Annotated in this window: 21 protein-coding genes; 10 read left to right on the top strand and 11 right to left on the bottom strand. The window is 58.9% G+C overall.

Annotated elements, in window-relative coordinates:
- Nucleotides 1-171 precede the first annotated feature (171 nt).
- Genes ABIQ96_RS24125 through purD form a run of 5 tightly spaced genes read right to left on the bottom strand, consistent with a single transcriptional unit; the run spans nt 172 to nt 4,899 of the window.
- Entirely contained in the window at nt 172-1,353 is a 1,182-nt protein-coding gene (locus ABIQ96_RS24125) for a DUF418 domain-containing protein (protein ID WP_348217219.1), read from the bottom strand.
- Between the two features lie 36 nt (nt 1,354-1,389).
- The gene (locus ABIQ96_RS24130) at nt 1,390-2,325 is read right to left on the bottom strand and encodes an aspartate carbamoyltransferase catalytic subunit (protein WP_348217220.1); all 936 of its coding nucleotides are present in this window, start codon (nt 2,323-2,325) and stop codon (nt 1,390-1,392) included.
- On the bottom strand, nt 2,315-3,118 hold the full coding sequence (locus ABIQ96_RS24135; protein WP_348217221.1) for a hypothetical protein: 804 nt from the start codon (nt 3,116-3,118) through the stop codon (nt 2,315-2,317). Before ABIQ96_RS24135 ends, ABIQ96_RS24130 begins: the two co-directional genes overlap by 11 nt.
- Nucleotides 3,115-3,645, bottom strand: coding sequence for a bifunctional pyr operon transcriptional regulator/uracil phosphoribosyltransferase PyrR (pyrR, locus tag ABIQ96_RS24140; protein WP_348217222.1), 531 nt, complete (start codon nt 3,643-3,645; stop codon nt 3,115-3,117). The genes ABIQ96_RS24135 and pyrR overlap by 4 nt, the downstream gene beginning before the upstream one ends.
- Before the next feature lie 3 nt (nt 3,646-3,648).
- The gene (gene purD / locus ABIQ96_RS24145; protein WP_348217223.1) at nt 3,649-4,899 is read right to left on the bottom strand and encodes a phosphoribosylamine--glycine ligase; all 1,251 of its coding nucleotides are present in this window, start codon (nt 4,897-4,899) and stop codon (nt 3,649-3,651) included.
- 131 nt (nt 4,900-5,030) lie between these two features.
- Between purD and ABIQ96_RS24150 the strand changes: the two genes are divergently transcribed.
- The 8 genes from ABIQ96_RS24150 to ABIQ96_RS24185 all read left to right on the top strand — a co-directional run bounded on the left by ABIQ96_RS24150 (nt 5,031) and on the right by ABIQ96_RS24185 (nt 13,123).
- Entirely contained in the window at nt 5,031-5,966 is a 936-nt protein-coding gene (locus tag ABIQ96_RS24150) for a ThuA domain-containing protein (RefSeq protein ID WP_348217224.1), read from the top strand.
- A gap of 160 nt (nt 5,967-6,126) precedes the next feature.
- Nucleotides 6,127-6,597 carry a hypothetical protein gene (locus ABIQ96_RS24155; RefSeq protein ID WP_348217225.1) on the top strand — a complete coding sequence of 157 codons (471 nt, stop codon included), beginning with the start codon at nt 6,127-6,129 and terminating at the stop codon, nt 6,595-6,597.
- Nucleotides 6,598-6,640: 43 nt separating this feature from the next.
- Nucleotides 6,641-7,279, top strand: coding sequence for a hypothetical protein (locus tag ABIQ96_RS24160; protein WP_348217226.1), 639 nt, complete (start codon nt 6,641-6,643; stop codon nt 7,277-7,279).
- A gap of 3 nt (nt 7,280-7,282) precedes the next feature.
- Complete coding sequence (locus ABIQ96_RS24165; protein ID WP_348217227.1) at nt 7,283-8,755, top strand: DNA polymerase Y family protein; 1,473 nt, start codon at nt 7,283-7,285, stop codon at nt 8,753-8,755.
- A gap of 5 nt (nt 8,756-8,760) precedes the next feature.
- Nucleotides 8,761-11,883 carry an error-prone DNA polymerase gene (locus ABIQ96_RS24170; RefSeq protein WP_348217228.1) on the top strand — a complete coding sequence of 1,041 codons (3,123 nt, stop codon included), beginning with the start codon at nt 8,761-8,763 and terminating at the stop codon, nt 11,881-11,883.
- 8 nt (nt 11,884-11,891) lie between these two features.
- Entirely contained in the window at nt 11,892-12,185 is a 294-nt protein-coding gene (locus ABIQ96_RS24175; RefSeq protein WP_348217229.1) for a hypothetical protein, read from the top strand.
- Nucleotides 12,182-12,583 (top strand): type II toxin-antitoxin system VapC family toxin, encoded by a 402-nt coding sequence (locus ABIQ96_RS24180; RefSeq protein ID WP_348217230.1) that lies wholly within the window; start codon nt 12,182-12,184, stop codon nt 12,581-12,583. Before ABIQ96_RS24175 ends, ABIQ96_RS24180 begins: the two co-directional genes overlap by 4 nt.
- 159 nt (nt 12,584-12,742) lie before the next feature.
- Entirely contained in the window at nt 12,743-13,123 is a 381-nt protein-coding gene (locus tag ABIQ96_RS24185; protein WP_348217231.1) for a hypothetical protein, read from the top strand.
- 20 nt (nt 13,124-13,143) lie between these two features.
- On the opposite strand, the gene odhB is transcribed toward ABIQ96_RS24185, so the two are convergent.
- Nucleotides 13,144-14,619 (bottom strand): 2-oxoglutarate dehydrogenase complex dihydrolipoyllysine-residue succinyltransferase, encoded by a 1,476-nt coding sequence (odhB, locus tag ABIQ96_RS24190; protein ID WP_348217232.1) that lies wholly within the window; start codon nt 14,617-14,619, stop codon nt 13,144-13,146.
- A 39-nt stretch (nt 14,620-14,658) separates the two neighbouring features.
- Nucleotides 14,659-17,433 carry a 2-oxoglutarate dehydrogenase E1 component gene (locus tag ABIQ96_RS24195; RefSeq protein WP_348217233.1) on the bottom strand — a complete coding sequence of 925 codons (2,775 nt, stop codon included), beginning with the start codon at nt 17,431-17,433 and terminating at the stop codon, nt 14,659-14,661.
- A gap of 139 nt (nt 17,434-17,572) precedes the next feature.
- Between ABIQ96_RS24195 and ABIQ96_RS24200 the strand changes: the two genes are divergently transcribed.
- Both ABIQ96_RS24200 and ABIQ96_RS24205 read left to right on the top strand, forming a co-directional pair.
- Complete coding sequence (locus ABIQ96_RS24200) at nt 17,573-18,505, top strand: ABC transporter ATP-binding protein (RefSeq protein ID WP_348217234.1); 933 nt, start codon at nt 17,573-17,575, stop codon at nt 18,503-18,505.
- A gap of 44 nt (nt 18,506-18,549) precedes the next feature.
- Nucleotides 18,550-19,215, top strand: coding sequence for an HNH endonuclease (locus ABIQ96_RS24205; RefSeq protein ID WP_348217235.1), 666 nt, complete (start codon nt 18,550-18,552; stop codon nt 19,213-19,215).
- 25 nt (nt 19,216-19,240) lie between these two features.
- Here the strand turns inward: ABIQ96_RS24205 and ABIQ96_RS24210 are convergent, their stop codons facing one another.
- The 4 genes from ABIQ96_RS24210 to ABIQ96_RS24225 form a co-directional block, all read right to left on the bottom strand.
- On the bottom strand, nt 19,241-19,648 hold the full coding sequence (locus ABIQ96_RS24210) for a type II toxin-antitoxin system VapC family toxin (RefSeq protein WP_348217236.1): 408 nt from the start codon (nt 19,646-19,648) through the stop codon (nt 19,241-19,243).
- Entirely contained in the window at nt 19,648-19,917 is a 270-nt protein-coding gene (locus ABIQ96_RS24215; protein ID WP_348217237.1) for an AbrB/MazE/SpoVT family DNA-binding domain-containing protein, read from the bottom strand. The genes ABIQ96_RS24210 and ABIQ96_RS24215 overlap by 1 nt, the downstream gene beginning before the upstream one ends.
- A 57-nt stretch (nt 19,918-19,974) precedes the next feature.
- Nucleotides 19,975-20,595 carry a hypothetical protein gene (locus ABIQ96_RS24220; protein WP_348217238.1) on the bottom strand — a complete coding sequence of 207 codons (621 nt, stop codon included), beginning with the start codon at nt 20,593-20,595 and terminating at the stop codon, nt 19,975-19,977.
- 93 nt (nt 20,596-20,688) lie between these two features.
- Nucleotides 20,689-25,455 carry a LamG-like jellyroll fold domain-containing protein gene (locus ABIQ96_RS24225; RefSeq protein WP_348217239.1) on the bottom strand — a complete coding sequence of 1,589 codons (4,767 nt, stop codon included), beginning with the start codon at nt 25,453-25,455 and terminating at the stop codon, nt 20,689-20,691.
- Between the last annotated feature and the right edge of the window lie 74 nt (nt 25,456-25,529).

Raw genomic sequence — 25,529 nt, forward strand, 5'->3', positions numbered from 1 at the left:
GAGCGATCTTGACCAATCATCCGGGGAACGAATTCATTTTCGTATGACCAAGGTGCTCACTGTCCGGACCGATCCGGTGCTTTTGGAAAAAGCGGAGGCAAAGGCTTCAATGCTCGAAGCGCTCGGGAAAGGGCTTACTCACAGTTCGGCTTCATCGGGCATCGCGGTTTTTCATTCAGTCCGCCTCATTCTCTGCCAACTCTCGTAGGTCAATGATCTCCATAGCCATTCGGGTGGCCCGAAATGAAAGCAGCGAAGCCAAGTAATGCTGACGACGAGTTGGAAGCTGAATACGGCGACGCCAATGATCGCTGTCGGTGCCGGGGAAAGCTTTCCGAAAAGCTGCAATCCGTAGCCGTAAAAGATGAGGCTGAAGACGATGGATTGGACAAGATAGTTGGTTAGAGCCATTCGACCGGCAGCTGCCAGTAGATCGATGAAGCATCCCGTGCGCGGGTAGCTCAACCAGAGTGTCAATCCAGAGGCGAGCCCCAGAGCAAGCGGGATATACGAGAGCGCGTCCACCAGCACAGGTGCAGGCAGCTCCTTTCCCACGATGGCCGACCAAAAAATGAATGAGGTTGCGGATGCTCCGACCAAGGTCGCTACGACGAAGAAGATTGCTAGAAACCGGCGATGCGCGGCAGGTCGTTTTAGGATACCCGCACGCCATGTCGCCATGCCTAGCAGCATCAGGCCAAAGGTCTTTGGCAAGGCGTGGGTCAACAGCGGAATCATGAAGCTCCATGCCTCGCTTCTGCGCAAATCCAATATCTCCGTGAAGCTTCCGCTTGCGTAGATCGGCGTGGCAGATGCGGCATGGACGCGCATCATCTTCTCAGACGGAAGGAATGCGCCGAAGAGCGGAGTGAAGTTGAACGAAATGGCGGCGACACCCAGACAGACAAGAAGCCACGTGGGCAGCCGGAGGAACGGGATGATCAGCAAGCCGCAAATGGCATAAAGGCAAAGAATGTCGCCATTCCAGATCAGGAACATGTGAACGATCCCGATGATGAAAAGAATGGCAAAGCGCCTCAGCAGAAAGCCGGATCCACGCGCCCCGCGCAACGTCTTGCGTTCCGTCTGAATGCCGATGCCCACGCCAAAGAGAAATGAAAAAACCGTGAAGGCCTTGTATTCGACAAGCCACGTTGTCACGAGATCGATCCACTCATTCACGATTCCCGGATGGGTGTGGAAAGTGAACAGATGCTCAAACAATGAGAGGCGAAACTCTGTCAGGAGATTCACCCAAAGCACACCGAACAGTGCGACGCCGCGCAGCACGTCCAGCGCTGCCTGACGTTCATTTTCGGGAACCGGCGCACAGACTCTTGATTCAGCATCCATGGGTTCCTCCGCGATTCAATTCCTCGCCCGGTTCCATCAGGAACCCGCTAGCGTTCCGCCACCCGGCTTGAGCCAGTAGAGGACGGCCATCCTAACGGCGATGCCGTTTTCGACCTGGTCGTTGATGAGGCTGCGTTCGTAGTCCATAACCGCGTCGCAGAGTTCGACGCCGCGGTTCACGGGGCCGGGATGCATGAGGTAGAGGCCGCGCTTGCGGATTTCATCGAGGCGGGCATCGGTGACGCCGTAGAGCCGGTGGTATTCGCGGAGGCTGGGGAAGAACTGGACGTCCTGGCGCTCCATCTGGACGCGGAGCAGATAGACGACGTCGGGCGACCAGGCCATGGCTTCCTTGTAGTCGGTGAAGCGGCGGACGTTCTCCGGACCGATGAGCGGGACGAGCGAGCCAGGGCCGAGGTAGGCGACTTCCATGCCGAGCTTTTTCAGGATGGTGCTGGTGGAGCGGGCGACGCGGGAGTGGAGGATGTCGCCGATGATGAGGACTTTTCTCCCCGTAGGATCAGGGAATTTCTCCTTGATGGTGAAGGCGTCCAACAGCGCCTGCGTCGGATGGGCGTGGGCACCGTCGCCGGCGTTGATGACGGAGGCTTTGGTTTGCTTCGCGATCATGCCGGGCAGACCGGAGCGGCCGTGGCGGACGATGATGTAGTCGGTGCGCATGGCTTGCAGCGTCTCGACGGTTTCCCTAACGGACTCACCCTTGGTGATGGAGGACTGGGCGACATCGAAATTCGTAACGTCCGCTGATAGACGTTTGGCGGCGACCTCGAATGACGAGTGGGTGCGGGTGCTGGGCTCGTAGAAAAGCATGAGCACGGACTTGCCCTTGAGGGCTGGAACCTTTTTCACCGAGCGGGTGAAGAGTTCCTTGAACGGGATGGATTGATCGAGGAGGAGATCGATTTCCTCCCGGTCGAGTGCTGCGATGTCGAGTAGGTCCTTACGTGCCATGCCGGAGTGTGGGGAAATAATAGAGCGCGCCGAAAACGATGACGAACAGGGCCGCAACGGCAATGAACGCCGCATGGTGGCGGGACAAGGGTTTCTTGTAGAAGATGAACGCGGCGAACATCAGCGAGAACACCACGCAAACCGCGGTGTAGGGAAGCTGGAGCTCGTAGTAGTAGAAACACGCCGCACCTGCCAGAGCGAACAGGTAACCGGGAACGACGAGCGCCGGATGGGCTGTTAGCGATTGCGGATGGACCGGCGGGGCGAGCATGGCGATGGCTTCCTGGCGGCGGATTTCGCTGATCTCCCTGTCGCTGTGGCGTTGGAAGGGAAGCTTGGAATCGGGTGAAGGTTCGAGCCGCGAAATCGCGGGCAGCGGACCCTGTTCGGACTTGCGAAGCGAGCGGACCTGCTTCGGCCCATGGGCAACGGGAAGCGGAGAAGTGGCGGGAATTTCCGGACGCTCGGCCTGGCTCAGGACGTAGTCGAGAATTTCATGATCATCGACGGGAAGCACCGGGATCCGCTCGGAACGCCGAAGCGAACTGACCTGCTTGGCCGGCTGCACCTCTGGCACCGGAATGGGTGCCAGCGAGGATGTCGGGGCAGGTTGCGGAATTTTGTTAGAAATCGGAATGGAGGCCTCCACCCGTGGCTCGTTCGCGGCGACCGGCACGGGAGCCTCAATTTCCGCAGGCAATTCATCCTCCGGCGATTGGCCGGGAATACCGAGGGTCTCGCGGAGTTTCGCGATTTCCTCGGCGGATTTCTTGCGCTGCGGCAGGAGACTCATGGTTTTTCTTTTTCGACGATCCGGACTTCATCCTTCCCGTCGGTCCCTTCGAGGGAAACCAATACATGATCAAGGCGGCGGGTGTCGAGGGTGATACCGACATAGTCCGGCTGGATCGGCATTTCGCGGTGGCCACGGTCGATCAGCACGGCGAGTTCGACCTTGGCCGGGCGGCCGTAGTCGGAAAGCGCGTCGAGCGCGGCGCGGATCGTCCGGCCGGTGAACAACACGTCATCCACGAGAATGATGTGCGCGCCCTCGACTTGAAACGCGATGTCACTTTCCTGAAGCAGCGGGTTCTCGTGGAGGTGTTCGAAATCGTCGCGATAGAGCGAAATGTCGAGCACGCCGAAGGAGAGGTCCCAATCGTCGGCGGAAAGCAGGGTGAGCACGCGCTCGGCGACTTCATCGCCACGGCTGCGGATGCCGACAAGGGCGACGTGCTTGCCGCCGTGCTTTTCACGAATGGCGGTGGCGAGGCGTTCGACTCCGGCGGCAATGTCTTCAGCGTTGAGGGTCTTTTCCATGATTCAAAAATTGAGGATGCCGATGTCACGGCGCCGTTGCAAGCCATCGAATGCGACATGATCGGCGGCGGCGTGGGCCAGTGTGACGGCTTGTTCCCGCGTGTCGCCACCGGAAACCACGGCGAGCACGCGGCCGCCGTTGGTTTCCCATTGGCCGTCCGCAGCCTGGCGAGTGCCGGAGTGATAGACGCGGGCGGTGGTGATTTTTTCGAGCCCGGAAATTTTGTCACCGCTGTGTGAAGTTTCCGGGTAACCGGCGGACGCGAGGATGACACAGACGCTCCAGCCATCGCCAAAACTAACAAGATCTTCGCGGAGTTCGCCTTTCGCACCGGCGAGGCAGAAGGAGGCGAGGTCACCTTGGACCAGCGGCATCACCGCCTGGCATTCGGGATCGCCGAAACGGCAGTTGTATTCGATCACCTGCGGGCCGGTCGGCGTGAGCATCAGGCCGAAGTAAAGGAACCCGCGGTAGGGCAGGCCTTCCTTGCGGAGTCCGTCAACGGTCGGCTGGACGATTTCCTTTTCGATCTGCGCGAGTAATTCCGGTGAGACCAGTTGGCGGCTCGCCACCGCTCCCATGCCGCCGGTGTTAGGACCGAGGTCGCCGTCGTTGGCGCGCTTGTAGTCGCGGGCCGGAGTGAAAATCAGATAGCGGTCGTCGATGATCGCCGCGAAAATGGAAACCTCCGGGCCGGTGAGACATTGCTCGACCAACACGCGTCCCTCGCCGAAGCGACGTTGGGTGAAAACCTCATCGAGAAAATCCATGGCCGACGTCTCATCCGGACAAACCGCCACGCCTTTTCCAGCAGCCAGTCCGTCGAATTTCAACACCGTCGGGTATTCGCCGGCGATCGCACTCACGGCCTCCTCCAGCGTATCCGTCGCCGTCGCGCGGGCCGTCGGGATTCCATTTCTAACCAAAAACTCCTTCGCGAATTCCTTGCTCGCCTCGAGCTGTGCGGACTCCTTCGGCGGCCCCCAGCAGGGAATCCCGTTGCGCTCACAGAGATTGGCAAGCCCCTCCCCTTTCACCAGATAGCTTTCCTCGCCCGCCACGCAGAGGTCGATGGCGTTCGATTTCATCCATGCCACCAGCGACTCCAGGCCATCGGCTTCGACCGGTTTCGCCAGTTGGAAAATGGCATCGCTGCCGGGGAAACAAAACACCTCGGGTTTGCCTGGCGATTCCGCCAGAGCCCTCACCAGCGCATGCTCGCGCCCGCCTTTGCCAACGACCAAAATTCTCATCCACAGGGGTTTTCGCGGAATCCGGCGACAGACTCAACACCGAATCACGCCGAATCTCGAATGTCGCAACACCGGAGCTTGCCGGACAACGGGATTTCATCAAAATTGCGTCCCCGCCCCTGAAAAACACCATGAAATCCTTCATCCCCACCGGACTGGCAAGCGCCTTGGCGCTATTCGCCGCCACCCAGACACTGCCTGCCGAAGACGCCCCCGCCGGAGCGCTTGAAAAAATCACCGCCGCCCTTCCGGCCAAGTCCTTCGCCACTCCGAAGAAGGAGCGCAAACTCCTCGTCTTCTCGAAAACCAACGGCTTCCGCCACGGCTCCATCGCCACCGGCAAAATCGCCCTCACCGAGATGGGCAAAAAGACCGGAGCCTTCGAAACCGTCATCAGTGACGACCTCGCCAACTTCGAAGCCGATACCTTGAAAAACTTCGACGCCGTCTGCTTCCTCAGCACCACCCAAAACGTCTTTTCTCCCAGCCCCGAGGAAATGAAAAAACTTTCAGAGGAGGAAAAAAAGGACGCCGACGAAAAGGACATCCGCCTCAAGGCCAATCTCATGGCCTTCGTCAAATCCGGTCACGGCTTCATCGGCATCCACGCCGCCACCGACACCTTCTACGAATGGCCCGAGTATAACCAAATGATCAACGGCCTGTTTGACGGCCACCCTTGGACCGCCGACGTCAAGGTCAGCATCAAGGTCGAGCCCGGCCAGGAAAAGCACCCGCTCGCCGCCATGTTCAACGGCGAAAACGTCGAGTTCCCCGAGGAAATCTATCAGTTCAAGGAACCTTACAATTCCAAATCCGTCCACATGCTCCTGAGACTGGATACCGAAAAAACCGACATGACGCGCGCCGGCATCAAGCGCACCGACGGCGACTTCGGCGTCGCGTGGGCAAGACACTGGGGCAAGGGCCGCGTCTTCTATTGCTCCATCGGCCACAACCACGAGATGTATTGGAACCCGAAAATCCTCAGCCATTACCTGGCGGGCATTCAATGGGCGCTGGGCGACTACGACGTCGAGGTGAAGGACTCGGAGAAGGGCGACTAACATAAGGAGGGTGGGACTTCGGCCCACCTGCCAATGGTGTGAGAAATTCAAGCGCGAAGCTCTTCACTTTTTCCACGCCCTTGGTCCTGCCCGGTTGTGACAATTTGGTTTGTCAACCGGGCTTTCGTTAGGCCGCGGAAAAACCAGAATGCGCGGTCTCATGACCTCGCTCGAATCCCAAACTCCATCCGCTGACGGAATTCGGATCGATATCCGTTTCCTCCTCCGCCAGGTTCCCTCCCTCGTCCAAGTCAGGCGCAAGCACCGCACTTGGAACGACTACGGCGAAAAACTCGTCCGTGAACTGCAAGTCCCGGCCCCTACCGTCCGCACCATGACACACATGTCGGATCCCAAGGACGCTTCGGAATGGTCCTACGCCAAGCAACTCATCCACGCAGTACTCGCCACCCGGCAACCGGAATACGACGCCATCCGCAAACGCCTGGGCAATCTGCAAACGACTTCCACCCCAATTCTCCTTTCCACCCTCGGTCTGTGGCTGGCTGGAGCGCTGGGGATGTCCGTCTCCGTCACCAATCCGATGGTCGCGGTGATTTTGCTCGCGGTATCCGAGGCATCGGGAAATTGGGAAATCCTCAACGATCACCTTGGTAAAATCCAAAGCTAATTTGTTCACTTGAACACTTTCCGAATCCCGTTAAATTCCCGGCGTGACTCCACCCACGATCGAGGATCTGCGGCGGCAACTGCGGGAAAAATTTCCGCAGGCGCACGGGCATGCGATCTTGCCGGATGCCTCCAGCGAGCCATCCGGACGGCCATTTGAAATCTCCTCTTTCCCCGCGGGAGCCATTTCCGAAATCGTGCCAACCGGACAAGGTGGCGGACTTTCGCTATGGATCGCCGGCCTGCTGGCGGATCCCGAAGAAGCGGCCGAGTTTCCGAAATTCGTGCTGGTGGACGGCGGCGATACCTTCGATCCGGCCTCCCACACTTCCGCGTCCTGCTCACGGCTTCTATGGGTGCGCTGCCGGAGAGTGCCCGAGCTCCTTAAAGCCGCGGATCTTCTGGTGCGCGACGGCAATGTCCCTTTCATCATGCTCGATCTGTGCGGATTGCCGGTGGCGTCGCTTAAAACGATTCCCGCATCGGCATGGTGGCGCTTGAAGCAGCTTGCGGAAACCAACACTTGCCGGCTCGTGGTGCTGGCTCCTTTTCCGCTGGTTCCTTGCGCGAGTTTCCGCATGTCGCTTTCCAGCCGGTTGACGCTCGCGGATTTCGATTTGCCGAGAAGTGAAATTCTCCGCCGCCTGGTGGCGCAACCTAACCGACTTCGTCATGTCACTTGAGCCATGTTCGCCGCCTTTCACATCGCCGGTCTTCCGATCGCCGCCGCGCTGCGCGAACAGCCCGAGTGGCGCGAACGTCCTTGTGGTATTCTCCGTGAATCAACAGGCCGCGATGACGGAAAAATTCCATTGCTTGCGCTGAATTCCGCAGCACGCCACACCGGGATCTTCGCCGGCTGGCCACTGGCCCGCGCTCTGGTGCGCTGCCCGGATTTGAAAATTCTATCACGCCATCCACAGACCGAGGCGGCCATGCTTTCCGAGCTGATCGTTTTCGCGGACAGCTTCACGCCCGATGTGGAAATCGTATCGCCGGACACCCTGCTGCTGGATCTATCAGCAACACCCGCGCGCGCCACCGGGGATTTTGAAATGATTTCATCCTGCTGTGAAGAGGCCTGCCATGCCCTTGCGGAAACGCCGGATCTCGCACGCCTCGCCGTGCTGGAGCCATCCACCCGCGGACGTTTCGTTTCCACGGACGAACTTGGCAGATTGCCGTTGTCCTTGCTCGGCACGCTTGATGGCGGCGATGCCTTTTTGCCGCTGCTTGAGCTGCTAGGCATCCGCACGCTGCAAGATTACCGTCGTTTGCCACGGCAGGATCTGGCGGAACGGTTCGGCTCACTAGCGGGTCATTGGCATGATTTGGTTTCGGGGAAATACCGCAGACTGCTGAGATTATACCGGCCGCCGGAATCGCTGGCACAGTCGATGGATTTCGATGACGCGATCCACTCGAGCGAAGCGCTGGTTTTCATTTTCAACCGGCTTCTGCACGTCCTGTCCTCGCGCCTCGCCGCCCGCCATGTCGCGGCGTCGGTTTTGGAAATCCGCTTGAAGCTCGAGGAAGGAGAGATGCGGCGTGAAATCCACCTGCCCGAGCCGTTGACCGACCCTTCGGCGCTTTTGAAACCCATCCAAACGTTTGCCGAATCACTGGTTTTGAAATCGCCGGTGACCGGTGTCGAACTGAACGCCACCGCCGCATTCCCCCTTTCCCGCCAAAGCGACTGGACCAACCGCCAGTTACCGCGACCGGAACTCTGGGCCGATACGATGGCACGGCTTGAAGCGTTGTTAGGAGAGAACCGCGTCGGCATCCCGGTGCCTTTGCCATCCCACCGGCCTGATACTTTTGAAATGCGCGCACCCAACCATGCCAAACCGGTTGCCGTGGATTCCCTGCCGCCCCGTTACTCCATTCCTCTCCGCCGTTATCGACCGCCCCTGAATGTCGCCGTGGCGTTCGATGCGAACGCCAACGATTTCCCGAAGCCGCTGGCACTGCTAACAGGACCTCACTGCGGTGAAATCCTGGAACAGCTCGGCCCCTTTCCAACCTCCGGAGGCGGGTGGAATCCCGACGGCAGTTGGAGGCGGATCGAATGGGACATCCGGATCGACCGCGCACCGATTCTCCGGCTGGTCTATCACTCCGCCGATCGCTGGCAGCTTGAAGGAGCCTACACCTGACCGCCATGTTTTGTGAATTCCATGCCCGCTCCGCTTTCTCGTTCCTTCGCGGTTCCAGTCCGCCGGATGAAATGGTCAAGCGTGCCGCGGCACTCGGCTATTCCGCTATCGCCATCACCGATCACGGCGGTTTTTGCGGCTCGGCCCGCGCGCATGAAGCCGCGAAAGAATCCGGCATCAGGGCCATCGTCGGCGCGACGCTTGATTTGCCGGACGGTTCGCATCTCCCCGTACTTTGCACGGATCAAATCGCCTATCAGATCCTAAGCCGCCACCTGACCGACCTGCATCTCGAGGGTGCGGGGAAAGCCCGTGATTTGAAAAACTCCGGACTCATCGCCCTAACCGGGGATCGCGACGGTCCTCTCATCCGTCCCCTGTTGCGCGACGACAAATCCGCGGCCCTCGCCGCCGCCCAGAGCTTGATCACCACCTTCGGCAGCAACAACGTGTATGTGGAAATCAACCGCCACCGGCTGCGGGATGACGGGCGGTTGAACCGCTATCTCGTCGATCTGGCAGCCCATCTGCGGCTTCCATTGCTGGCCAGCAACGCGCCACTGCACGCCACCCGCGCCGACCGCATGTTGGCCGATGCGTTCACCTGCCTCCGCCATCACGTGACGCTGGATCAAGCCGGTGGATTGCTCACTCCGAACGGCGAACGCCACCTGAGATCACCGGCGGAAATGATGGATCTCTTCGCCGACTTGCCGGAAGCCATCAGAAACACCCGAGTCCTATCAGATCGGGTCGGTTTCACTTTGGAAAACCTCGGTTACTCGTTTCCCGATTTCCCCGATGAGCATGGCAAGCCCATGAGTAAAACGGGGCAAACGCAGATGTTGCGCGAATTGGCTTATGTTGGCGCGCGAAAATTCTATGGCACCGACTTGCCGCAAAAGGTTGGCAGGCAGCTTGATGACGAGATCCGGCTGATCGACAAGCTCGGCTTCCCCGGCTATTTCCTCATCGTCCACGACCTCGTCAAATATGCCAAAGGAGAGGGCATGCTTTGCCAAGGCCGGGGATCCGCCGCTAATTCCATCGTCTGCTTTTCCCTCGGTATCACCAAGGTCGATCCCATCGGCTACAAGCTGGTGTTTGAGCGTTTTCTCAATGAGAAATCCGAATCGTGGCCGGACATCGACATCGATTTTCCATCAGGCGAACTGCGGGAAAAAGTCATTCAATACGTCTTCGGCAAATACGGCGCGCGGGGTGCGGCGATGACAGCGAACGTGATCACCTACCGGCCGCGCTCGGCATTTCGCGAGATGTCGAAGGTGTTGGGATTTCCCGCTTCGCTCGCCGACAGGTTCTCTAAGGAAAGCTCCGGCTTCCGCCATTTCGCCGAGGAAGGAAAGAAACCGGAACGGGAGGCCGAATTTGAAAATCGGATGGCAAGTCTGCTACCGCCGTCCCACCCGCGACTGCCCGCCTTGTTCAAATTATATGACGGCGTGTTGGGAATGCCGCGGCATCTCGGCCAGCATTCCGGCGGCATCATCATTTGCGATAACCGGCTGGATGCGGTGGTTCCGATCCAACCCGCCACCATGCCCAAAAGAACCATCGTCCAATGGGACAAGAACGATTGCGAAGAACTAGGCATCGTGAAGATCGATTTGTTAGGACTTGGAATTCTCGCCGCGATGCAGGAATCGATCTCCATTTGCCAAACCCGCGGCAAGGACTTCGATCTGGCGACGATTCCCGCGGATGATCCGAAGGTTTACAAGATGCTCCATGAGGCGGATACCATCGGCACGTTTCAAGTCGAGTCCCGCGCGCAGATGGCGACGCTGCCGATTCTCAAGCCAATAAATTTTTACGATATCGCCATCGAGGTCGCCATCATCCGGCCGGGCCCCATCACCGGCGATCTGATGCATCCCTATCTGAACCGGCGGCTAAAACTGGAAACTGTTGAATGGATTCACGACGACTGTAAGGATATTCTCAAACGCACGCTCGGTGTGCCGTTGTTTCAGGAACAAATGCTGAGCATCGCCAAGGTGATGGCGGACTTCACCAGCGCGGAACTGGATGACCTGCGGCGGGCGATTTCGTTCAACCGATCCCACATCAAGATGCAGCGGGCCACCACGAAGCTGCGCGAGCGGATGACGGCGAAGGGCATCGATGAAGTCGTGCAGGAAAGAATTATCCAGGCCACCGGCAATTTCGCGCTCTATGGGTTTCCGGAGAGCCACGCGATTTCCTTCGCCTACCTTGCTTATGCGTCATGCTGGCTGAAGGTGAACCATGCCGCCGAGTTCTACACCGGCCTCATCAACAACCAGCCGATGGGATTCTATTCGGTGAACACGTTGCTGCAGGACGCGAAGCACCACGGCCTGCGGATCCTCCCGGTGTGCTGCATCCACAGCGCGGAACTAACACAAGTTATCGATGACCGGACGATCCGGCTCGGTCTGAACCGTTTGAAAAATCTCGGCACCGCGACGATCCGGAGAATCGTTAGAGAGCGAGAAAAACATGATTTCGAATCGCTGGAAAATTTCCTTCGCCGCGTGAAGCCCGGGGAAAAGGAACGTCGCTCGCTCGCCCGCGCCGGCGCTCTCAACGAACTGCCGCAAGTCATCCATCGGCGGCAGGCGATGTGGCAGGCGGAACTGCCGCTCCACGATGATTTGTTTCAAGGATCTGCCGGCGCGTTTCCCGACATGATTCCGGCCATGACTCTTGCCGAGCGCTTGACCTCGGATTTCGCCGTCCAAGACGCGAGTTCCGGCCCCCACCCGATGAAACTCTGGCGGACCTCCGTGGCCAGCCGGAAAATCCAACGCGCGTCCGATCTCCAAAATCTTCCGGGAGGCATTCCCGTCGTTGTCGGCGGCATGGCGATTTGCCGACAACGTCCTGGCACGGCAAAAGGCCACTGCTTCATCTCGCTGGAAGACGAAACCGGCATCGCAAACCTGTTCGTTCCGAGAGACACCTTCCATCATTTCCGGCAAATCATCGTGACCGAGGCATTCTTGTTAGTCGCCGGCCGCTTGCAACGTTCCCGTGGCGACCAGCCCACCGTCTATGTCACCGCAGTCGCCCCATTGGCAGGAACGAATCCAGACCACGCGGTGACTTCTCATGATTTCCATTGACCATGGTCGTGACCACGGTTACAAAATTTACCATGGTGGTTCCCAAGGGAAAATTAAAAGGGAAAATGCTGGAGTATTTCCGGCAGGTGGAAGAGACCGGCGAGACGTTGATCGTCACGGATCGGGGGCGGGAAGTATTGGAAATCAAAGCTTTGAGGCCAAAGGCAAATGTGAATGAAGTCATTTCACGGCTCCGTGAGAAAGCGCGCCTGTCAAAACTCCCGGATGAATCCGAATTGATGGCCGCCAGCAAGGATTGGGATGCGGATGGTTCCGAAATCTGGGTGGAGGACGCCAAATGACGGCGGTCGTCGATACCCACGCCCTTCTGTGGTGGCTGAGTGCGCCCGATTCCCTCTCAACCCAGGCAGCGGAGTGTTTCAAAAGTTGGGAAAGCGGTTCAGGTGAGGCGTTGATTTGCGGAGTCAGCCTTTGGGAGTTGGAGGACAAAAGGCTGCGCGGAAAACTGGAATTGCAATCCTCCGTCAGAACCTGGCTTCCGGAAATCGCCGAAATTCCCTGGATGCGGTTGCTTGAAACGACTCCGGAAATCTGGCTGGAGGCTGCCGGACTCGACTGGCAGCACCGCGATCCGGCGGACCGCATCATCGCGGCCACCGGTCTTGGACATAGCGTTCCGATCCTAACCAAGGACCGGCGTTTTCACGAAACGGATTCTCCGGTGATGGCGATCTGGTGAATCCGCCCCTGCGGATATCGGAGACGATCCGTGCGATTGCGCGTCACCGCACGCGGCGACCTATCAATCTATTCGTCCGCCCCGGGATGCGAGGTTCGTTCGTCTCGATTTTCAAACCCGTTTTGCGCTTGGCAAAATCGGCACTAGGGTAAAACAGTCATGTTTAGAAAAGTTTCCATCGCCATTCTAGCAGTCTTCTTCACGGTGGCCGGGGTGAACCATTTCATTTCGCCCGGGACCTATCTGCCGATGATGCCGGATTATTTGCCATGGCACCTGGGGCTCATCTATCTCAGCGGAGCGGCCGAAGTGTTAGGAGGCATCGGCATTTGCTTTCCGAAGTGGCGGAAGCTGGCGGGGTGGGGCTTGATCGCGCTGCTGGTCGCGGTTTTCCCGGCGAATGTTCAGATGCTGACCCATCAGGTGCCACTGAACGGGAAGATCGTTCCGGAGTGGGTCCTGTGGGTGAGGCTGCCATTGCAAGCGGTAATGATCGCATGGGTGTATGTGAGCTGTGTGAAGAACAAGCGGGCGGAATAAATTCCGCGCTCCAGTTAGGATCACATTTCCAACAGAAGCCGCGCCGGACTTTCGAGGCAGTCCTTGATGCGGATGAGGAAGGTGACGGCTTCCTTGCCATCAACAAGGCGGTGGTCGTAGCTGAGGGCGAGATACATCATCGGACGGATGACGACCTGACCGTTGAGCGCGACGGGACGCTGCTGGATGGTGTGCATGCCGAGGATGCCGCTTTGGGGCGGGTTGAGGATTGGTGTGCTGAGCAGCGAACCGTAGGTGCCCCCGTTGGAAATGGTGAAGACGCCGCCGTTGAGGTCGTCGATGGTCATTTTCCCGTCCTTGGCCTTCTTGGCGTAGTCGAGGATATCCTTTTCGATCTGGGCGAAGGACTTCTTATCGGTGTCGCGGAGGACGGGAACCATCAGGCCCTTGTCGGTGCCGATGGCGACGCCGATGTCGTAGAAATGGTTTTCAATGATGTCGGTGCCGTCGATGCGGCCGTTGACGGATGGCACATCCTTGAGCGCCTGGGCGACGGCTTTGACGAAGAACGACATGAAGCCGAGCTTCACACCGTGCTTTTTCATGAACTCGTCCTGGACCGCCTTGCGGAGATCCATCACGGCGGTCATGTCCACCTCGTTGAAAGTCGTTAGAATCGCCGCGGTTTGCTGGGCGTTGACGAGGTGCGTCGCGATCTTGCGGCGCAGCATCGACATCTTCCTGCGCGTGGTGCGGCCGTCGCTAACAGCTTCGGTGGAAACACGCTCGACCGGAGTGATCGGAGCGGTGAAATCAGGCTTGGCCGCAGCCGCAGCCGGAGCGGCAACCGGCGCAGACGCGGAAACGGGAGCGGCGACCGGAGTGGAAACAACCGGCGCGGGTGCCGGGACAACAGGTTGCGCAGGAGCAGGTTGCGCGGGAGCAGGTGCGGGGGGCTGCGGGGCTGGAGTCGCAGGAGCGGCAGCGGCCGTGGCACCGGTATCGATGGTGGCGATGATCGCCCCGATGGAAACTTCCTCACCTTCAGGGGTGAGGATTTTCAAGCGCCCGGAAGCAGGCGCTTCCAGTTCGTTAGAGACCTTGTCGGTTTCAAGCGTGACGAGGATTTCGCCCTGGGTGACTTGCTCGCCGTCTTTCTTGCGCCATTGCGCGACGTTCGCGGAGGTGATGGATTCGCCGGCGGCGGGGACCTTGAGTTCGATAACTCCACCGGAAGCTGCGGCAGGAGCGGCCACGGGTGCCGGGGCAGCCACGGGTGCGGCAGCAGCGGCGGCGGCGATTTCACCCGAGATGCGGGCGATCACGGTGCCGATGGAAACTTCCTCACCTTCGCCGACGAGGATCTCGAGCGTGCCATCGGTGGCGGCTTCGAGCTCGGTGGAAACCTTGTCCGTTTCAAGAGTGACGAGAATCTCTCCCTTGGCGACGGAATCGCCGTTCTTCTTGTGCCAGCGGGCGACATTGGCGGAAGTGATGGATTCGCCGGCGGCGGGGACTTTGACGTCGAGTGACATGGATGAGGCGTGTTGAGAGTTGGGAAAACGAATTCGATGTTAGACTTCGAAGGCCTGGACGAGAAGAGCCTTTTGCTCGCGGTAGTGGATGGCCTTGGAGCCGGGTGCGGGACTGGAAGCAGTCCCCCGGCCAGCATAGTGGATTTTCGCGCCGACGGCCTGTTCGAGACGCGGGAAAATGTAGGACCAGGCACCCATGTTAAGCGGCTCTTCCTGACACCAGACGAAGCTGTTGGCATTCGAATATTGGCTGATGATGGCCTGGACCATCTCGTCGTGGAAGGGATAAAGCTGCTCGATGCGGACAATGGCCGCATTTTCGATGCCGTCTTCCTGGCGCTTGGCCATGAGGTCGTAATAAACCTTGCCGCTGCAGAAAATGACGCGGCTGACATCCGCGGGGTTCGCGAAGATTTTGGTGTCCGGCAGGATTTCCTGGAAGCAGGTGCCTTCGAGGAAATCGAAATCCTGGGAGACGGCTTCGGGACGGCCGAGCAAGCTCTTGGGCGTCATCAGAATGAGCGGCTTGCGGAAATCCCGGTGCTTCTGGCGACGCAGCGCGTGGAAGTATTGGGCGGGCGTGGTGAAGTTTCCCACGACGAGGTTTTTCTCCGCGCAAAGCTGGAGGAAACGTTCGAGGCGGGCGCTGGAGTGCTCGGGGCCCATGCCTTCGTAGCCGTGCGGCAGCAGCATCACGAGGTCGGTCGGAGTCTGCCACTTCGACTCGGCGGAGGAAATGAACTGGTCGATGATGACCTGCGCGCCGTTCGCAAAATCGCCGAACTGCGCTTCCCACAGCGTGAGCATCGTCGGATAGGAAAGCGAGTAGCCGTAGTCGAAGCCAAGCACCGCGAATTCCGATAGAAATGAATTGTGCACGCAGAATTTCGCCTGCGCGCCATCGAGGTTTTCCAAGGGAATGTAGCGGTCGCGAGTCTCGTAGTCGTAGAAAACCGCATGACGCTGGGAGAACGTTCCGCGGCGGCAATCCTGACCGGATAGACGGACGGGAATGCCTTCCATCAGCAGCGAGCCGAATGCGAGCGACTCGGCGAACGCCCAATCGATCGGGCCGCCGTTGGCAAGCGCTTCCACGCGCCGCGGAATGAAACGTTTCTCCAACGTGGGGTGCAGATTGAATCCTGCGGGAATCGTCGTGAGGACACTGCCGATTTTCTGCAGCATATCGCGGTCGATGCCGGTGGGAACCGGAGCGTGCGAATACGGCTGCTGGACGACGCCGGTCGATCCGCTGAAAGCGGTCCGGTCGCCGGCTTCCTGAAGCTGCAGCATTTTCTGATAGCCCGCCTCGAAGCGCCCCCAGATCGCGGTTTCCAGTTCCTCGACATCGGCTTGGGGAATGACGCCCTCGCTGATGAGCTGCTGTTTGTAAATTTTCCCGAACGTCGGGCGCTCCGCGATTTTCTTCGCGACGATCGGCTGGGTGAATGCCGCCTGGTCCGCCTCGTTGTGGCCCTGGCGACGGTAGCAATACATGTCGATGACGATGTCGCGGCCGAACTTCTGGCGGAACTCGAGGGCGAACATCGCGGTCCAGTAAAGCTCCATCGGCTCCTCGCCATTCACGTGGAGGATCGGCGCGTCGATCATTTTCGCGATGTCGGTCGCGTAGTCGGATGACCGCGCGTCGGCCGGCGAGGTGGTGAATCCGATCTGGTTGTTGATGATGAGATGGATCGTGCCTCCGGTGCGATAGCCCTTGAGCTGGGAGAGATTGAGAACCTCCGCGACGGAGCCTTGTCCGGCAAATGCGGCGTCGCCATGAAGCAGGATCGGAAGCACCTGGTTGCGATCGATCTCACCACCGTCGATCTCGGAGAGGACCCGCTGGCGGGCGCGGGCCTTGCCCTCGACGATGGAATTGACGGCTTCAAGGTGGCTGGGATTTGCCGCCAAACTAATGCGGACCTTTCCGTCTGCCAGTTCGCGGACGCTCTCGTAGCCGAGATGGTATTTCACATCGCCATCACCCGCGACGAGGCCGGGCTCGTAGTTCGGCGTGAATTCGTAGAGCACCGTGGTGAGCGCCTTTCTAACGAAATTAGCGAGCACGTTCATCCGTCCGCGGTGGGACATGCCCATTTCGATTTCCTTCACGCCATTGGACGGGCAGGATTCGAGCAGGGCGTTGAGGATGATCATCGCGCCCTCGCCACCTTCGTTAGAGAAACGCTTTTCACCGAGGAAACGCTTGCCGAGGAAATTTTCAAATGCCTCCGACTCGAGCACCCAGCAAAGGCAGTTGAGCTTCTTTTCCGGAGTGGCGGTCGAGCGCAGCGCATGCATTTCGATCCGTTCGCGAATCCAATGGCGGACGGTCGTGTTGTTGATGTGCATGAACTCGAAACCGATCTTCGAAGAGTAGGTCGCTTCCAGTCCGGCGACCATGTCGCGCAGTTTCATCTTGTCGCCGTGGCGGAAAAACGAGTTGGACACCTCGCGGTCGAGATCACTTTCGGAGAGTCCGAATTGCTCGAAGCGCAACCGCGGATTCCGCTCGGGGCTTTCCTCCAGCGGATTGATGTGGGCCTGCGTGTGGCCGAGCGTCCGGTAGTTGTAAATCAGGCTCGTGACCCGGCCGTAAAATGCCGTGTCCCCGTCCATGACCGGATGCGAGACCACGGAGGTGGCGGCAGGTGCTTCGTCTTTGCGCTTCAGTTGCGCGGATCCCAATTCAAATCCTTCAAAAAAGGCCGCCCATGTCGCATCGACCGATTTCGGGTCCTCGCACCACTGGGCATATTTTGCTTCCATCAAGTCTGCGTTGTGTCGCGCCGAAACCGAAGAGTTCATGAGAAATGGGTAGAATGATGTGGCGAGCCCGCGAATTTCCCGCTTGGCCCGCCACGCACGGGGCTTCATTAAAGGGCACGCCACGCCACGTCAACCGTACAAGCGTGAATTTCACCCATACGCCGGGCCCATAGGAATCATGATCGAAGTCAATCAGCTCACCAAACGATACGCCCGCCACGAAGCGGTCCGCGGCATCACTTTTTCCGTGAAACAGGGAGAAATCGTCGGGTTTTTGGGCCCCAACGGCGCGGGTAAGACGACCACGCTGCGCATGCTCACCGGCTACCTGCCACCCACGTCCGGCACCGCCACCATCGCGGATTTCGACATCTTCCGCCAGTCCATCCAGGCCCGCCGGAAAATCGGCTACATGCCGGAAAACGTCCCGCTCTACGAAGACATGCGCGTGAAGGAATATCTGAAATTCCGCGCCCAGCTCAAGGGACTCGGCAACAGCGACAGCCGCCGCCGGGTCGGCGACGTCATCGACACCTGCGGGCTCGAAAGCGTCCGCCGCAAGATGATCAAAACCCTCTCCAAAGGTTACCGCCAGCGCGTCGGCCTCGCCGATGCCCTCGTCCACGATCCCGAACTGCTGATCCTCGACGAACCCACCAACGGTCTGGACCCGAACCAAATCCGGCAGATCCGCCAGCTCATCCGCCAGCTCGCCGAGACCCACACCGTGCTAGTCTCCACCCACATCCTTTCCGAAGTGGAAATGATCTGCAACCGCGTGATCATCATCGACGGCGGCGTCATCAAGGCCGCCGACACCCCCGCCAATCTCATCGGCGAAATGCGTGCCGCCGGCCGCATCCAGGTGGAAATCCAAGCCGACCCGGAAGTTGTCGCCGGCGCCCTCAACCGGTTGGAAAAAGTCAAAAAAGTCACCCCCGAGCCACTCGATGACAACTGGACCCGCTACACCGTCTGGGTCGATTCCGGCACCGACTCGCGCGAACGCATCGCCCAACTCGCCGCCCAATACGGCTGGCCGCTGCGCTCGCTCTTCCGCCACGTCGCGACGTTGGAGGATGTGTTCGTGGAGCTGACGCGGAAGGATTAGGATTCAGGAAACAGGCGAATCAGAACGATTACAAAAACCTACCCATGCTACGTAATCATCTTCTTGCCCCGATCCCGGAACTTTTCGAGGCTGCCGAGCTTCTGCACCAAGCGGCGCTTGCTCATAAATGCGGAGATCACACGAGTGCGAAAGCGTTGATCAGAAAATCAGACATGCCCGTGATCTTTGATTGGAGCGAGTCACTTTTTGGTGGAAACAGACTTTCGGGAGGAAAACAGATTGCAGCAGACATCAAAAACTCAATCTTCAAATATACGGATGATCCTGAAAAGCCAGCTTCGGTCACGTCCGATCAGCGCGCATCTGGAACAATAGTCAAACAGATAGCTACTGAAGTTGTAAATCGAGACGGTTATTTTTGCAGATTCTGCGGTGTGCCCGTCATCGAACAGAAGGCCCAATTGCTTTTCCGAAAAGCCTATCCAGATGCATTACGTTGGGGGCCGCGAAACGTCGACAAGCATGCTACGTTTCAAGCGCTAGACCTTGACTTGGACCACATCCTCGCGCGAAGCCTCGGGGGAGAGAACACACTTGATAATCTCGTAGTTACTTGCGCGCCCTGCAATTGTGGCAGAGGAAGCCACACGTTGTTTGAGATGGGATTAGCTGACCCAAGATTACGTTCACCTATTGTTCCCACCGGATTTGAAACATGGGATGGGCTTACACTTTTGTTGAAGAGGTAAGGGAAGATGAGTAAGCAATTCCGCGTCACTTCTCCGGCAATCTCGTCACTTTCAGATTTTTGCTAGAGATGCCGTCCATATGCTTGTCGCGATGGACGAGAACCAGTCCCAAGCTAACCGCGCTTGCTGCGATCAGGCAATCCACCATCGGGATCCTTGACGGACAGGCGGCCCGCACACGGATCGCCTCTCGCGCAACATCGGCACTCACCGGCACCGCGCTTGTTAGCACTTCGGTGTAGAGATGGAAGACGCGGTTCCGCTCCTTCACGTCATCCACCAATTCCGCCAGTCGCCGTTCCAGCTCCACCCAGGTGATCACGCTCACTGCGATCCTGGACGGACCACCTGCAAACAACTGGTCCAATTCCTCCGCTCCCGATTCGTCGAGATAATGGGTGAGCAGGGCCGAGGTATCCAGCAGATGGGTCATTACAAAACATCCATACGCTGTTTGTCCCCGGCGCTTCGCTCATCCCTCAAGGCTTTCAAGGGATGCGGTTTGCCCGCTTTCAGATACTTCCGGCCCGCACCACGCAGCCCGGCGGCAACGGTCGCGGGATCCGGCAGGATGCGGCACACCAGTTGGTCCGGTTGATCGGACAAACTCCAGTCGATCCGACTTCCCGGCTTGAGGCCGAGCTCATTCGCCAACGCTGTCGGGATGGAAATCTGGTTTTTTCCTGTCACGGTGGTAATCATGGAAATAAATTGATCCATGATTCTCCTCGCGTCAAGGAAACGGTCGGACAAGCGACATCACCTCACCTCCTTGACCGTCACCGTCATGCGCGTGCCTTTTTTCGGGTGGTCAATTTCAAACGTGCCGGATTCGCCCGGCTTCACTCCGTAAAACACCGGCGTTTCATAGGTGCGGATCGCCGGAAGTTCGACACGGTTTTCTGTGATCAAGGCACCCCGATCATTGACAATCGGGCGTCCGATTTCCCCACCCATCGGGATGAAGCGGTCGAAATTCACATAGGTCGCCTTACCGCTGAGGATCACCACCTGTCCCTTGCTTTCCGCCTTCAGATTCAGCGTGAGTCCGGTATCGAACTTTGTGAAGTCGCGGGGAGTCGCCGGTGTGACCGCGCCGTTCCCGCCAGCGGATTCGGCCGGGTCATACGCCGCCGGATAGATGAACTCGCGGGTGGAACGGATGCAGAAATCCTCGCCCAGCCGGACCGTCTTCGCGGGGAAGCTCACCGCTTTTTCACCGGGTGATTTGATCTGAACGGAAACCGAAACGCGTTTCGCGCCCAGCGGACTTTGTTTCATGACGGTTGCCAGTTCCCCGCTGCTCATCGCGACTGTGGATTTGCAATTCGCCAGCAGGCCGCACGCCGCGGCCATCGAGATCAGTGATAGGGTTTTCATGGGTTTCAGGGAGGATTGACTTTCAAAGCTGAATCCTTTCGTTAGGAAAGACGAGGAGAAAATCCAACCCGTCGGGAGGACGACGACATTCGATCAGGGAAAACTCACGAGAACTCGATAGAACCCCTGCCCTGCCGGCGGAGTGGAATCAGTCAACGTGACGACCGCATTCGATACCAACGGGCCTTGCGTGGTGATGTTCGTCCAAACGCCCGGCGTGAGATTGGCGCGGCGTTGCAGCACGTAAGTTCGGCCCGCGATCCCACTCACAGTTAGGGTGAAATTCGAGGGTGTCCGTGTGGCCGAGGTCACTTTCAGAACACTGCTTGCCTGGTTGGGATTTGTGCCGGCGGCATATTCCGCGGCGTTTGTCTGGCCGTCGCCATCGAGGTCCAAGGCACCATCGGCGGCGTTGAGCGGATTGAAACCGTTGGCCACTTCCCAGCCGTCCGGAGCATGGTCGTTGTCGCTGTCGGAATCAACGATGTTCATCTTTCCGTCTCCGTCGGTATCGACAAACAGCTCGGCGCTGTCGTTGATGCCGTCGTTGTCACTGTCGAGATCGAGGTAATTTGCCATACCATCGCCATCCGTGTCGGCATTGCCTTCCGCGCCGTCGGAGAAACCGTCGCCGTCCGTGTCGGTGGCGGGGTTGGCCAAGGTCGTGACCTCGAAAACAGATAGACCGCGGTGATAGATGCGGAGGTCATCGACCCTGCCCTTGAAGAACGGATCAGCCGCCCATTGGCTGTCACCAATATAATTCACCGTCGGGTTGAAGGCGGACGGATCAATGTTGATGGTGCCCGTAGCGGCCTGTGTGCCATTCACATACATCGTTCCGGTGTTGCCGATGAGCGTCACCACGACATGCACCCACGTACCGGTGGCGGGGACGGTGGTGTTCAACTGCTGCTCGCCTCCTCCGTTGACGATGCCGAAGCGCATGGTCTCACCACCGGATCTCGGCGTTAGAAAAAAATATTGCGTGGTGTTGCCCTTGCCGAAATCGAAGACACGCTGCCATTGATTTCCTCCGTCCCACATGAATTTCGTGGCGATGGTGATGTCCGCTGTGTTCGCCACCCCGGCGGGCAGCGTCACCGTGTCATCGACGCCGTCGAAAGCGATGGAACGGCCGACTTGTCCGGCGGCATACACCGGCGAGCCGACCGCCGTACCGTTGAACGCGCCGGTTCTATCAGCCACATTATCGCTGAATTCATAATGCGCGGCCATGCCGGCGCCGTTGACCGGCACCTTGAGCGTAGCGGTCGCGGTCGCCAGTTGCGGGTCCTTAACGGTCACGGTGAAGCTGTCCGAGCCTATGTCCCCTTCCCCGGGCGTGCCGGAGAGCTGACCATTGGAAGCCACCTTCAACCACGCCGGTCCGGAGGTTTTCGCAAATATGAGCGATGCGATAGTGTTGTCAGGATCGGTGGCGCTGTCGGTTAGCGTCCCGCTGTAAGACTGACCGCGGGTGGCAGCGGTTTTTACGATCGGGTTGCTGGTGAACGCCGGCGGCTGATTCACCGTCTGGAGCGCGAGAATCTCGGTGCCGGAGAGCGCCCTGCTATAAACCCGGAAGTCTTCGATCCGACCGTTGTAGAGTGGATCCGGCCATTGGCTTTTGCCAATGTAGTTTTTCGTTGGCGCGAAATCCGTCGGGTTGATCGTGATCGTCTGGGTGTCCTTGACCACGCCATTGACATAGAGTTTTCCAGTGTCGCCACTCAATGTCACCGCGACATGAACCCACTGGCCGGTGGCGGGCACGGTCGTATTCAAACGTTGCTCGGCTCCTCCGTTGACAATGACGAAACGCATCGTGTTGTCCGAGGATTTGGGAGTCAGCATCATGTTTTGCGAAGTGCTGTTACCGAAATCGAAAACACGCTGCCAACTGGCGGTCCCATCCCAATTGATCCAAGCCGCCACGGTGATGTCAGCGGAATTTCCAACATTGTAAGGAGCGGTGACCACGTCATCCACACCGTCCAAGTCGATAGCCTGCGCGCTTTTCCCGGCGACATACACCGGCCCTCCTGCGGAAATGGCGTTCGCCGATCCCAGCGCGTCATTCGTGTTTCCATCGAAATCATAGCGAACGTCGATGTTGTCCGCAGGCTGGGCCACGAAGCGGGCGGGAAGAATGATCCGGGATTTCCCGGGCTCCTGCCACGCGACAGATAGATGATTTCCGTAGTAGCCCTGTTTCATCCGCGCTTCGAAATAATACGGTTGTCCGGCAACCATGGAAATCAGTCCGGTGGCCTGTCCCGCACCCGTGTCGAAATTCTGATAGGCGGTGTAGGGAGTGAACGACGCCTTCAACTGCATATTGGCGGGAGTGCCGTCCGTGCTGAGGTAGAACTCGGTCTGGTCGTCACCGGCGATCCAGAATTGATGCGAGCCGGAGGACGGGGCGATGAACTGGCCGCTCATCACCGTGCCGTATTTGCTGGTGTTGGTGGAGTAGCCCAGCCAGTCCGCCCGGTCGCGCAGGAGAACGGTATCCGGAAATCCGGGATAGGCCGCGGCCGCATACAGCGTGGCCAGCGTGTCGCCGGTGATGTTTCGATAGAAACGCTCCTTGATGAATCCAATCCCATAGGAGCCGGGATTCGCCTTCACCGTGATGGTTGCCGTCGTGCTGACGCCCAGCGCCGGAGTGCCGTTATCGGTGGCGGTGATGCCGAGAGTAACCACGGTCCCCGTCGCCAACTGCGTCTGCCGCGCGGTGCGGACGACGCCTTTCGAATCGACGGTGAAAAACGGAGTGCCACCGCCGGGATCACCCGCGGTGATGCCATAGCTCATCGTTGTCAGCAGGTCCGGGTCGGTGGTGACGATGGTGCCGATGGCAGCACCCGACTTCGTTAGATTGAGCAGATCCGCTGAGAAGCTCGAGACGAGCACGGGTGCTTCGTTGACGTTCAGCACCACCGCGAAGACCGTGCGGGTTTCCGTCGCCGTGGCATCGGTGATGAGGATGTGAAGCAGATACTCCGGCGGCGTGCGCCAGTTCGCGGCAAGGGTTTCGTAATCGATCACGGCTCCGGGTGCCACGCTGATCGATCCCGTCGAGGAATTGATGACAAACAGATTCGCCGTGTTTCCGCTGGCGATGCTGTAGGTCGGAGCCGAGGGCGAGTGGTTCAGCCACGGGGTGGCCGTGCCGATGACGGTGCCCGGCGCGGTGCCTTCATTGACCGTGAAACGCTGTGGCGCGACGACGTTGGCGATGGTGCCCGTAATGTTATAGGCACCGATGCAACCGTAGTCACTGAAGGCGCCGGTTCCCGTGCGGGCGGCTCCGTCGATGGAGATGAAATAGTCACCCGCCGCGAGGCTGGCGTTGATGGTGGCGTCCGGAAAGTTGGGATCGTTGACGGTGGTGATGACCGTGCCCGCGGAGTTATACAATGTCGCCTCGCAATTGACCGCGCCACTCAGAGCACCGCGGGAGAAATTCAGGGTGGCGTTTCCTCCGTTAGTCCGGAAATAGAAGAAGTCCTTGTCCGTCCGGTTTTCGAGGATCTGGCTGTCATCTACATTTCCTCCCGAGAACACGCGCAAGGCTTCCGCAGTCGCGATGGTGTTTCCTATCTGATCGGCCCTGAAGGTGACTTGCGGCCAATGCCCGCCTGCCATGACCGTATAGTCGTCCTGCGTTTGCGAGGCATATTGGTAATCGCCATTCGACCAATGTTTGAATACCGTTCCATAGGCGGCACCCATGATCGGCGCCCAGGATTCGACAGAGTTGCCGTTGCCACCGAGATACTCCGACGCAGCGGTGGTGTCATGTGCCAATGTCCCATCATGGCTGAGGCCGAGGGTATGACCAACCTCGTGGGTGATGACGGCGACGCCTGCTTCCCCCCGATACGGAAGCGCCCAGCAGGGATTGTTTCCGCCCGAATCAAACGAGTTGAGGAAGGCGATGCCACCGGCAGTGCCGATTGCATTTTTCGTATCGGTAATGATGCAGCGCTGACGGAAGGTCGCGTTGTCGTAGACGGTCTGGTCGGTCGTAACGTTGATAGAGAATGTTAGATAGGCCTCGGCGACGCCCTGCCACACCTCCTTGATCTCCGCGTTGGTGAAGCCGGCGGGCGCGGCTTCGAAGTCGCCCCAACCGCCGTGCGGGCCGGATTGGCCGTCGAAGTCGAGATAAACGACCGCCGGAGCACCGGGATTGCTTTGGAGAGAGATGATGCCGTTCTGCGAGTCCGGGATATTTCCCGAAGTGTCGGGATGGTCCTCGGGAATTGGGATTTCCTGCGCAGCGGGAGGAAGCGGCATCCCCACGCCGTCGTCGGTGGCACAAATGACCTTGCCGAGCGGCGCGTTGACCAGGGTGACTACGCCATCGTCCGAGCGCTCGGTGTGGTAGGAGTAGGAACGATCGTTCGCTAACAAAACGCCGGACGTCACGGCACCCGTGACAGGATGGGTGGTGAATGCGAAATGCCCCGGTGATGGCGAAAGCACATCGCCCTGAATTCTGTTAGACGATGAGCCGGGCTTGACGAGCAAACGGAACAACCTGCCATCGGGCATCACAACTTCAGCGGGCGTGGACGGGCTGTTTGGCACCGCAAGACCAGCAACCCATTCGCGGAGTTTTTCACCACTCAAAGGTTGAGAAGCGGTGGAAGTGGTGACGGTTTCCGGAGATGGAACCGCCGACTCCGGCACCGCCACAACCTCGGAAGCTGCTTCCGGCCGCGATGGTTGCGGACCCGCCACGGGGACCGGTTTGATTTTCACATGGTAATTCCGGTCAGCGTTCCAGACGAGCGCTCCTGCGAGAATGACAACGGCAATGGGAAGGCCGAACCGGGGGATTTTCATGGATAGGGGTTTTTCATTCCTCCTTGGGGGCAAGGAGCCGAAATCACCATTGCGGGTGATGATTTCACGATGTT

Origin of the sequence: Luteolibacter sp., assembly GCF_039920825.1 — a bacterium.
Classification (GTDB): domain Bacteria; phylum Verrucomicrobiota; class Verrucomicrobiia; order Verrucomicrobiales; family Akkermansiaceae; genus Luteolibacter.

Excerpts from the sequence above, each read along its gene's own strand:
- ABIQ96_RS24185 (WP_348217231.1), top strand. The coding sequence starts at position 12,743 with ATGTTTAGAAAAGTTTCCATCGCCATTCTAGCAGTCTTCTTCACGGTG.
- ABIQ96_RS24200 (WP_348217234.1), top strand. The coding sequence starts at position 17,573 with ATGATCGAAGTCAATCAGCTCACCAAACGATACGCCCGCCACGAAGCG.
- ABIQ96_RS24155 (WP_348217225.1), top strand. The coding sequence starts at position 6,127 with ATGACCTCGCTCGAATCCCAAACTCCATCCGCTGACGGAATTCGGATC.
- ABIQ96_RS24225 (WP_348217239.1), bottom strand. The coding sequence starts at position 25,455 with ATGAAAATCCCCCGGTTCGGCCTTCCCATTGCCGTTGTCATTCTCGCA.
- ABIQ96_RS24210 (WP_348217236.1), bottom strand. The coding sequence starts at position 19,648 with ATGACCCATCTGCTGGATACCTCGGCCCTGCTCACCCATTATCTCGAC.
- purD (WP_348217223.1), bottom strand. The coding sequence starts at position 4,899 with ATGAGAATTTTGGTCGTTGGCAAAGGCGGGCGCGAGCATGCGCTGGTG.
- ABIQ96_RS24195 (WP_348217233.1), bottom strand. The coding sequence starts at position 17,433 with ATGAACTCTTCGGTTTCGGCGCGACACAACGCAGACTTGATGGAAGCA.
- ABIQ96_RS24180 (WP_348217230.1), top strand. The coding sequence starts at position 12,182 with ATGACGGCGGTCGTCGATACCCACGCCCTTCTGTGGTGGCTGAGTGCG.
- ABIQ96_RS24130 (WP_348217220.1), bottom strand. The coding sequence starts at position 2,325 with ATGGCACGTAAGGACCTACTCGACATCGCAGCACTCGACCGGGAGGAA.
- ABIQ96_RS24215 (WP_348217237.1), bottom strand. The coding sequence starts at position 19,917 with ATGATTACCACCGTGACAGGAAAAAACCAGATTTCCATCCCGACAGCG.
- ABIQ96_RS24125 (WP_348217219.1), bottom strand. The coding sequence starts at position 1,353 with ATGGATGCTGAATCAAGAGTCTGTGCGCCGGTTCCCGAAAATGAACGT.
- odhB (WP_348217232.1), bottom strand. The coding sequence starts at position 14,619 with ATGTCACTCGACGTCAAAGTCCCCGCCGCCGGCGAATCCATCACTTCC.
- ABIQ96_RS24205 (WP_348217235.1), top strand. The coding sequence starts at position 18,550 with ATGCTACGTAATCATCTTCTTGCCCCGATCCCGGAACTTTTCGAGGCT.
- ABIQ96_RS24135 (WP_348217221.1), bottom strand. The coding sequence starts at position 3,118 with ATGAGTCTCCTGCCGCAGCGCAAGAAATCCGCCGAGGAAATCGCGAAA.
- ABIQ96_RS24170 (WP_348217228.1), top strand. The coding sequence starts at position 8,761 with ATGTTTTGTGAATTCCATGCCCGCTCCGCTTTCTCGTTCCTTCGCGGT.
- pyrR (WP_348217222.1), bottom strand. The coding sequence starts at position 3,645 with ATGGAAAAGACCCTCAACGCTGAAGACATTGCCGCCGGAGTCGAACGC.
- ABIQ96_RS24165 (WP_348217227.1), top strand. The coding sequence starts at position 7,283 with ATGTTCGCCGCCTTTCACATCGCCGGTCTTCCGATCGCCGCCGCGCTG.
- ABIQ96_RS24220 (WP_348217238.1), bottom strand. The coding sequence starts at position 20,595 with ATGAAAACCCTATCACTGATCTCGATGGCCGCGGCGTGCGGCCTGCTG.
- ABIQ96_RS24150 (WP_348217224.1), top strand. The coding sequence starts at position 5,031 with ATGAAATCCTTCATCCCCACCGGACTGGCAAGCGCCTTGGCGCTATTC.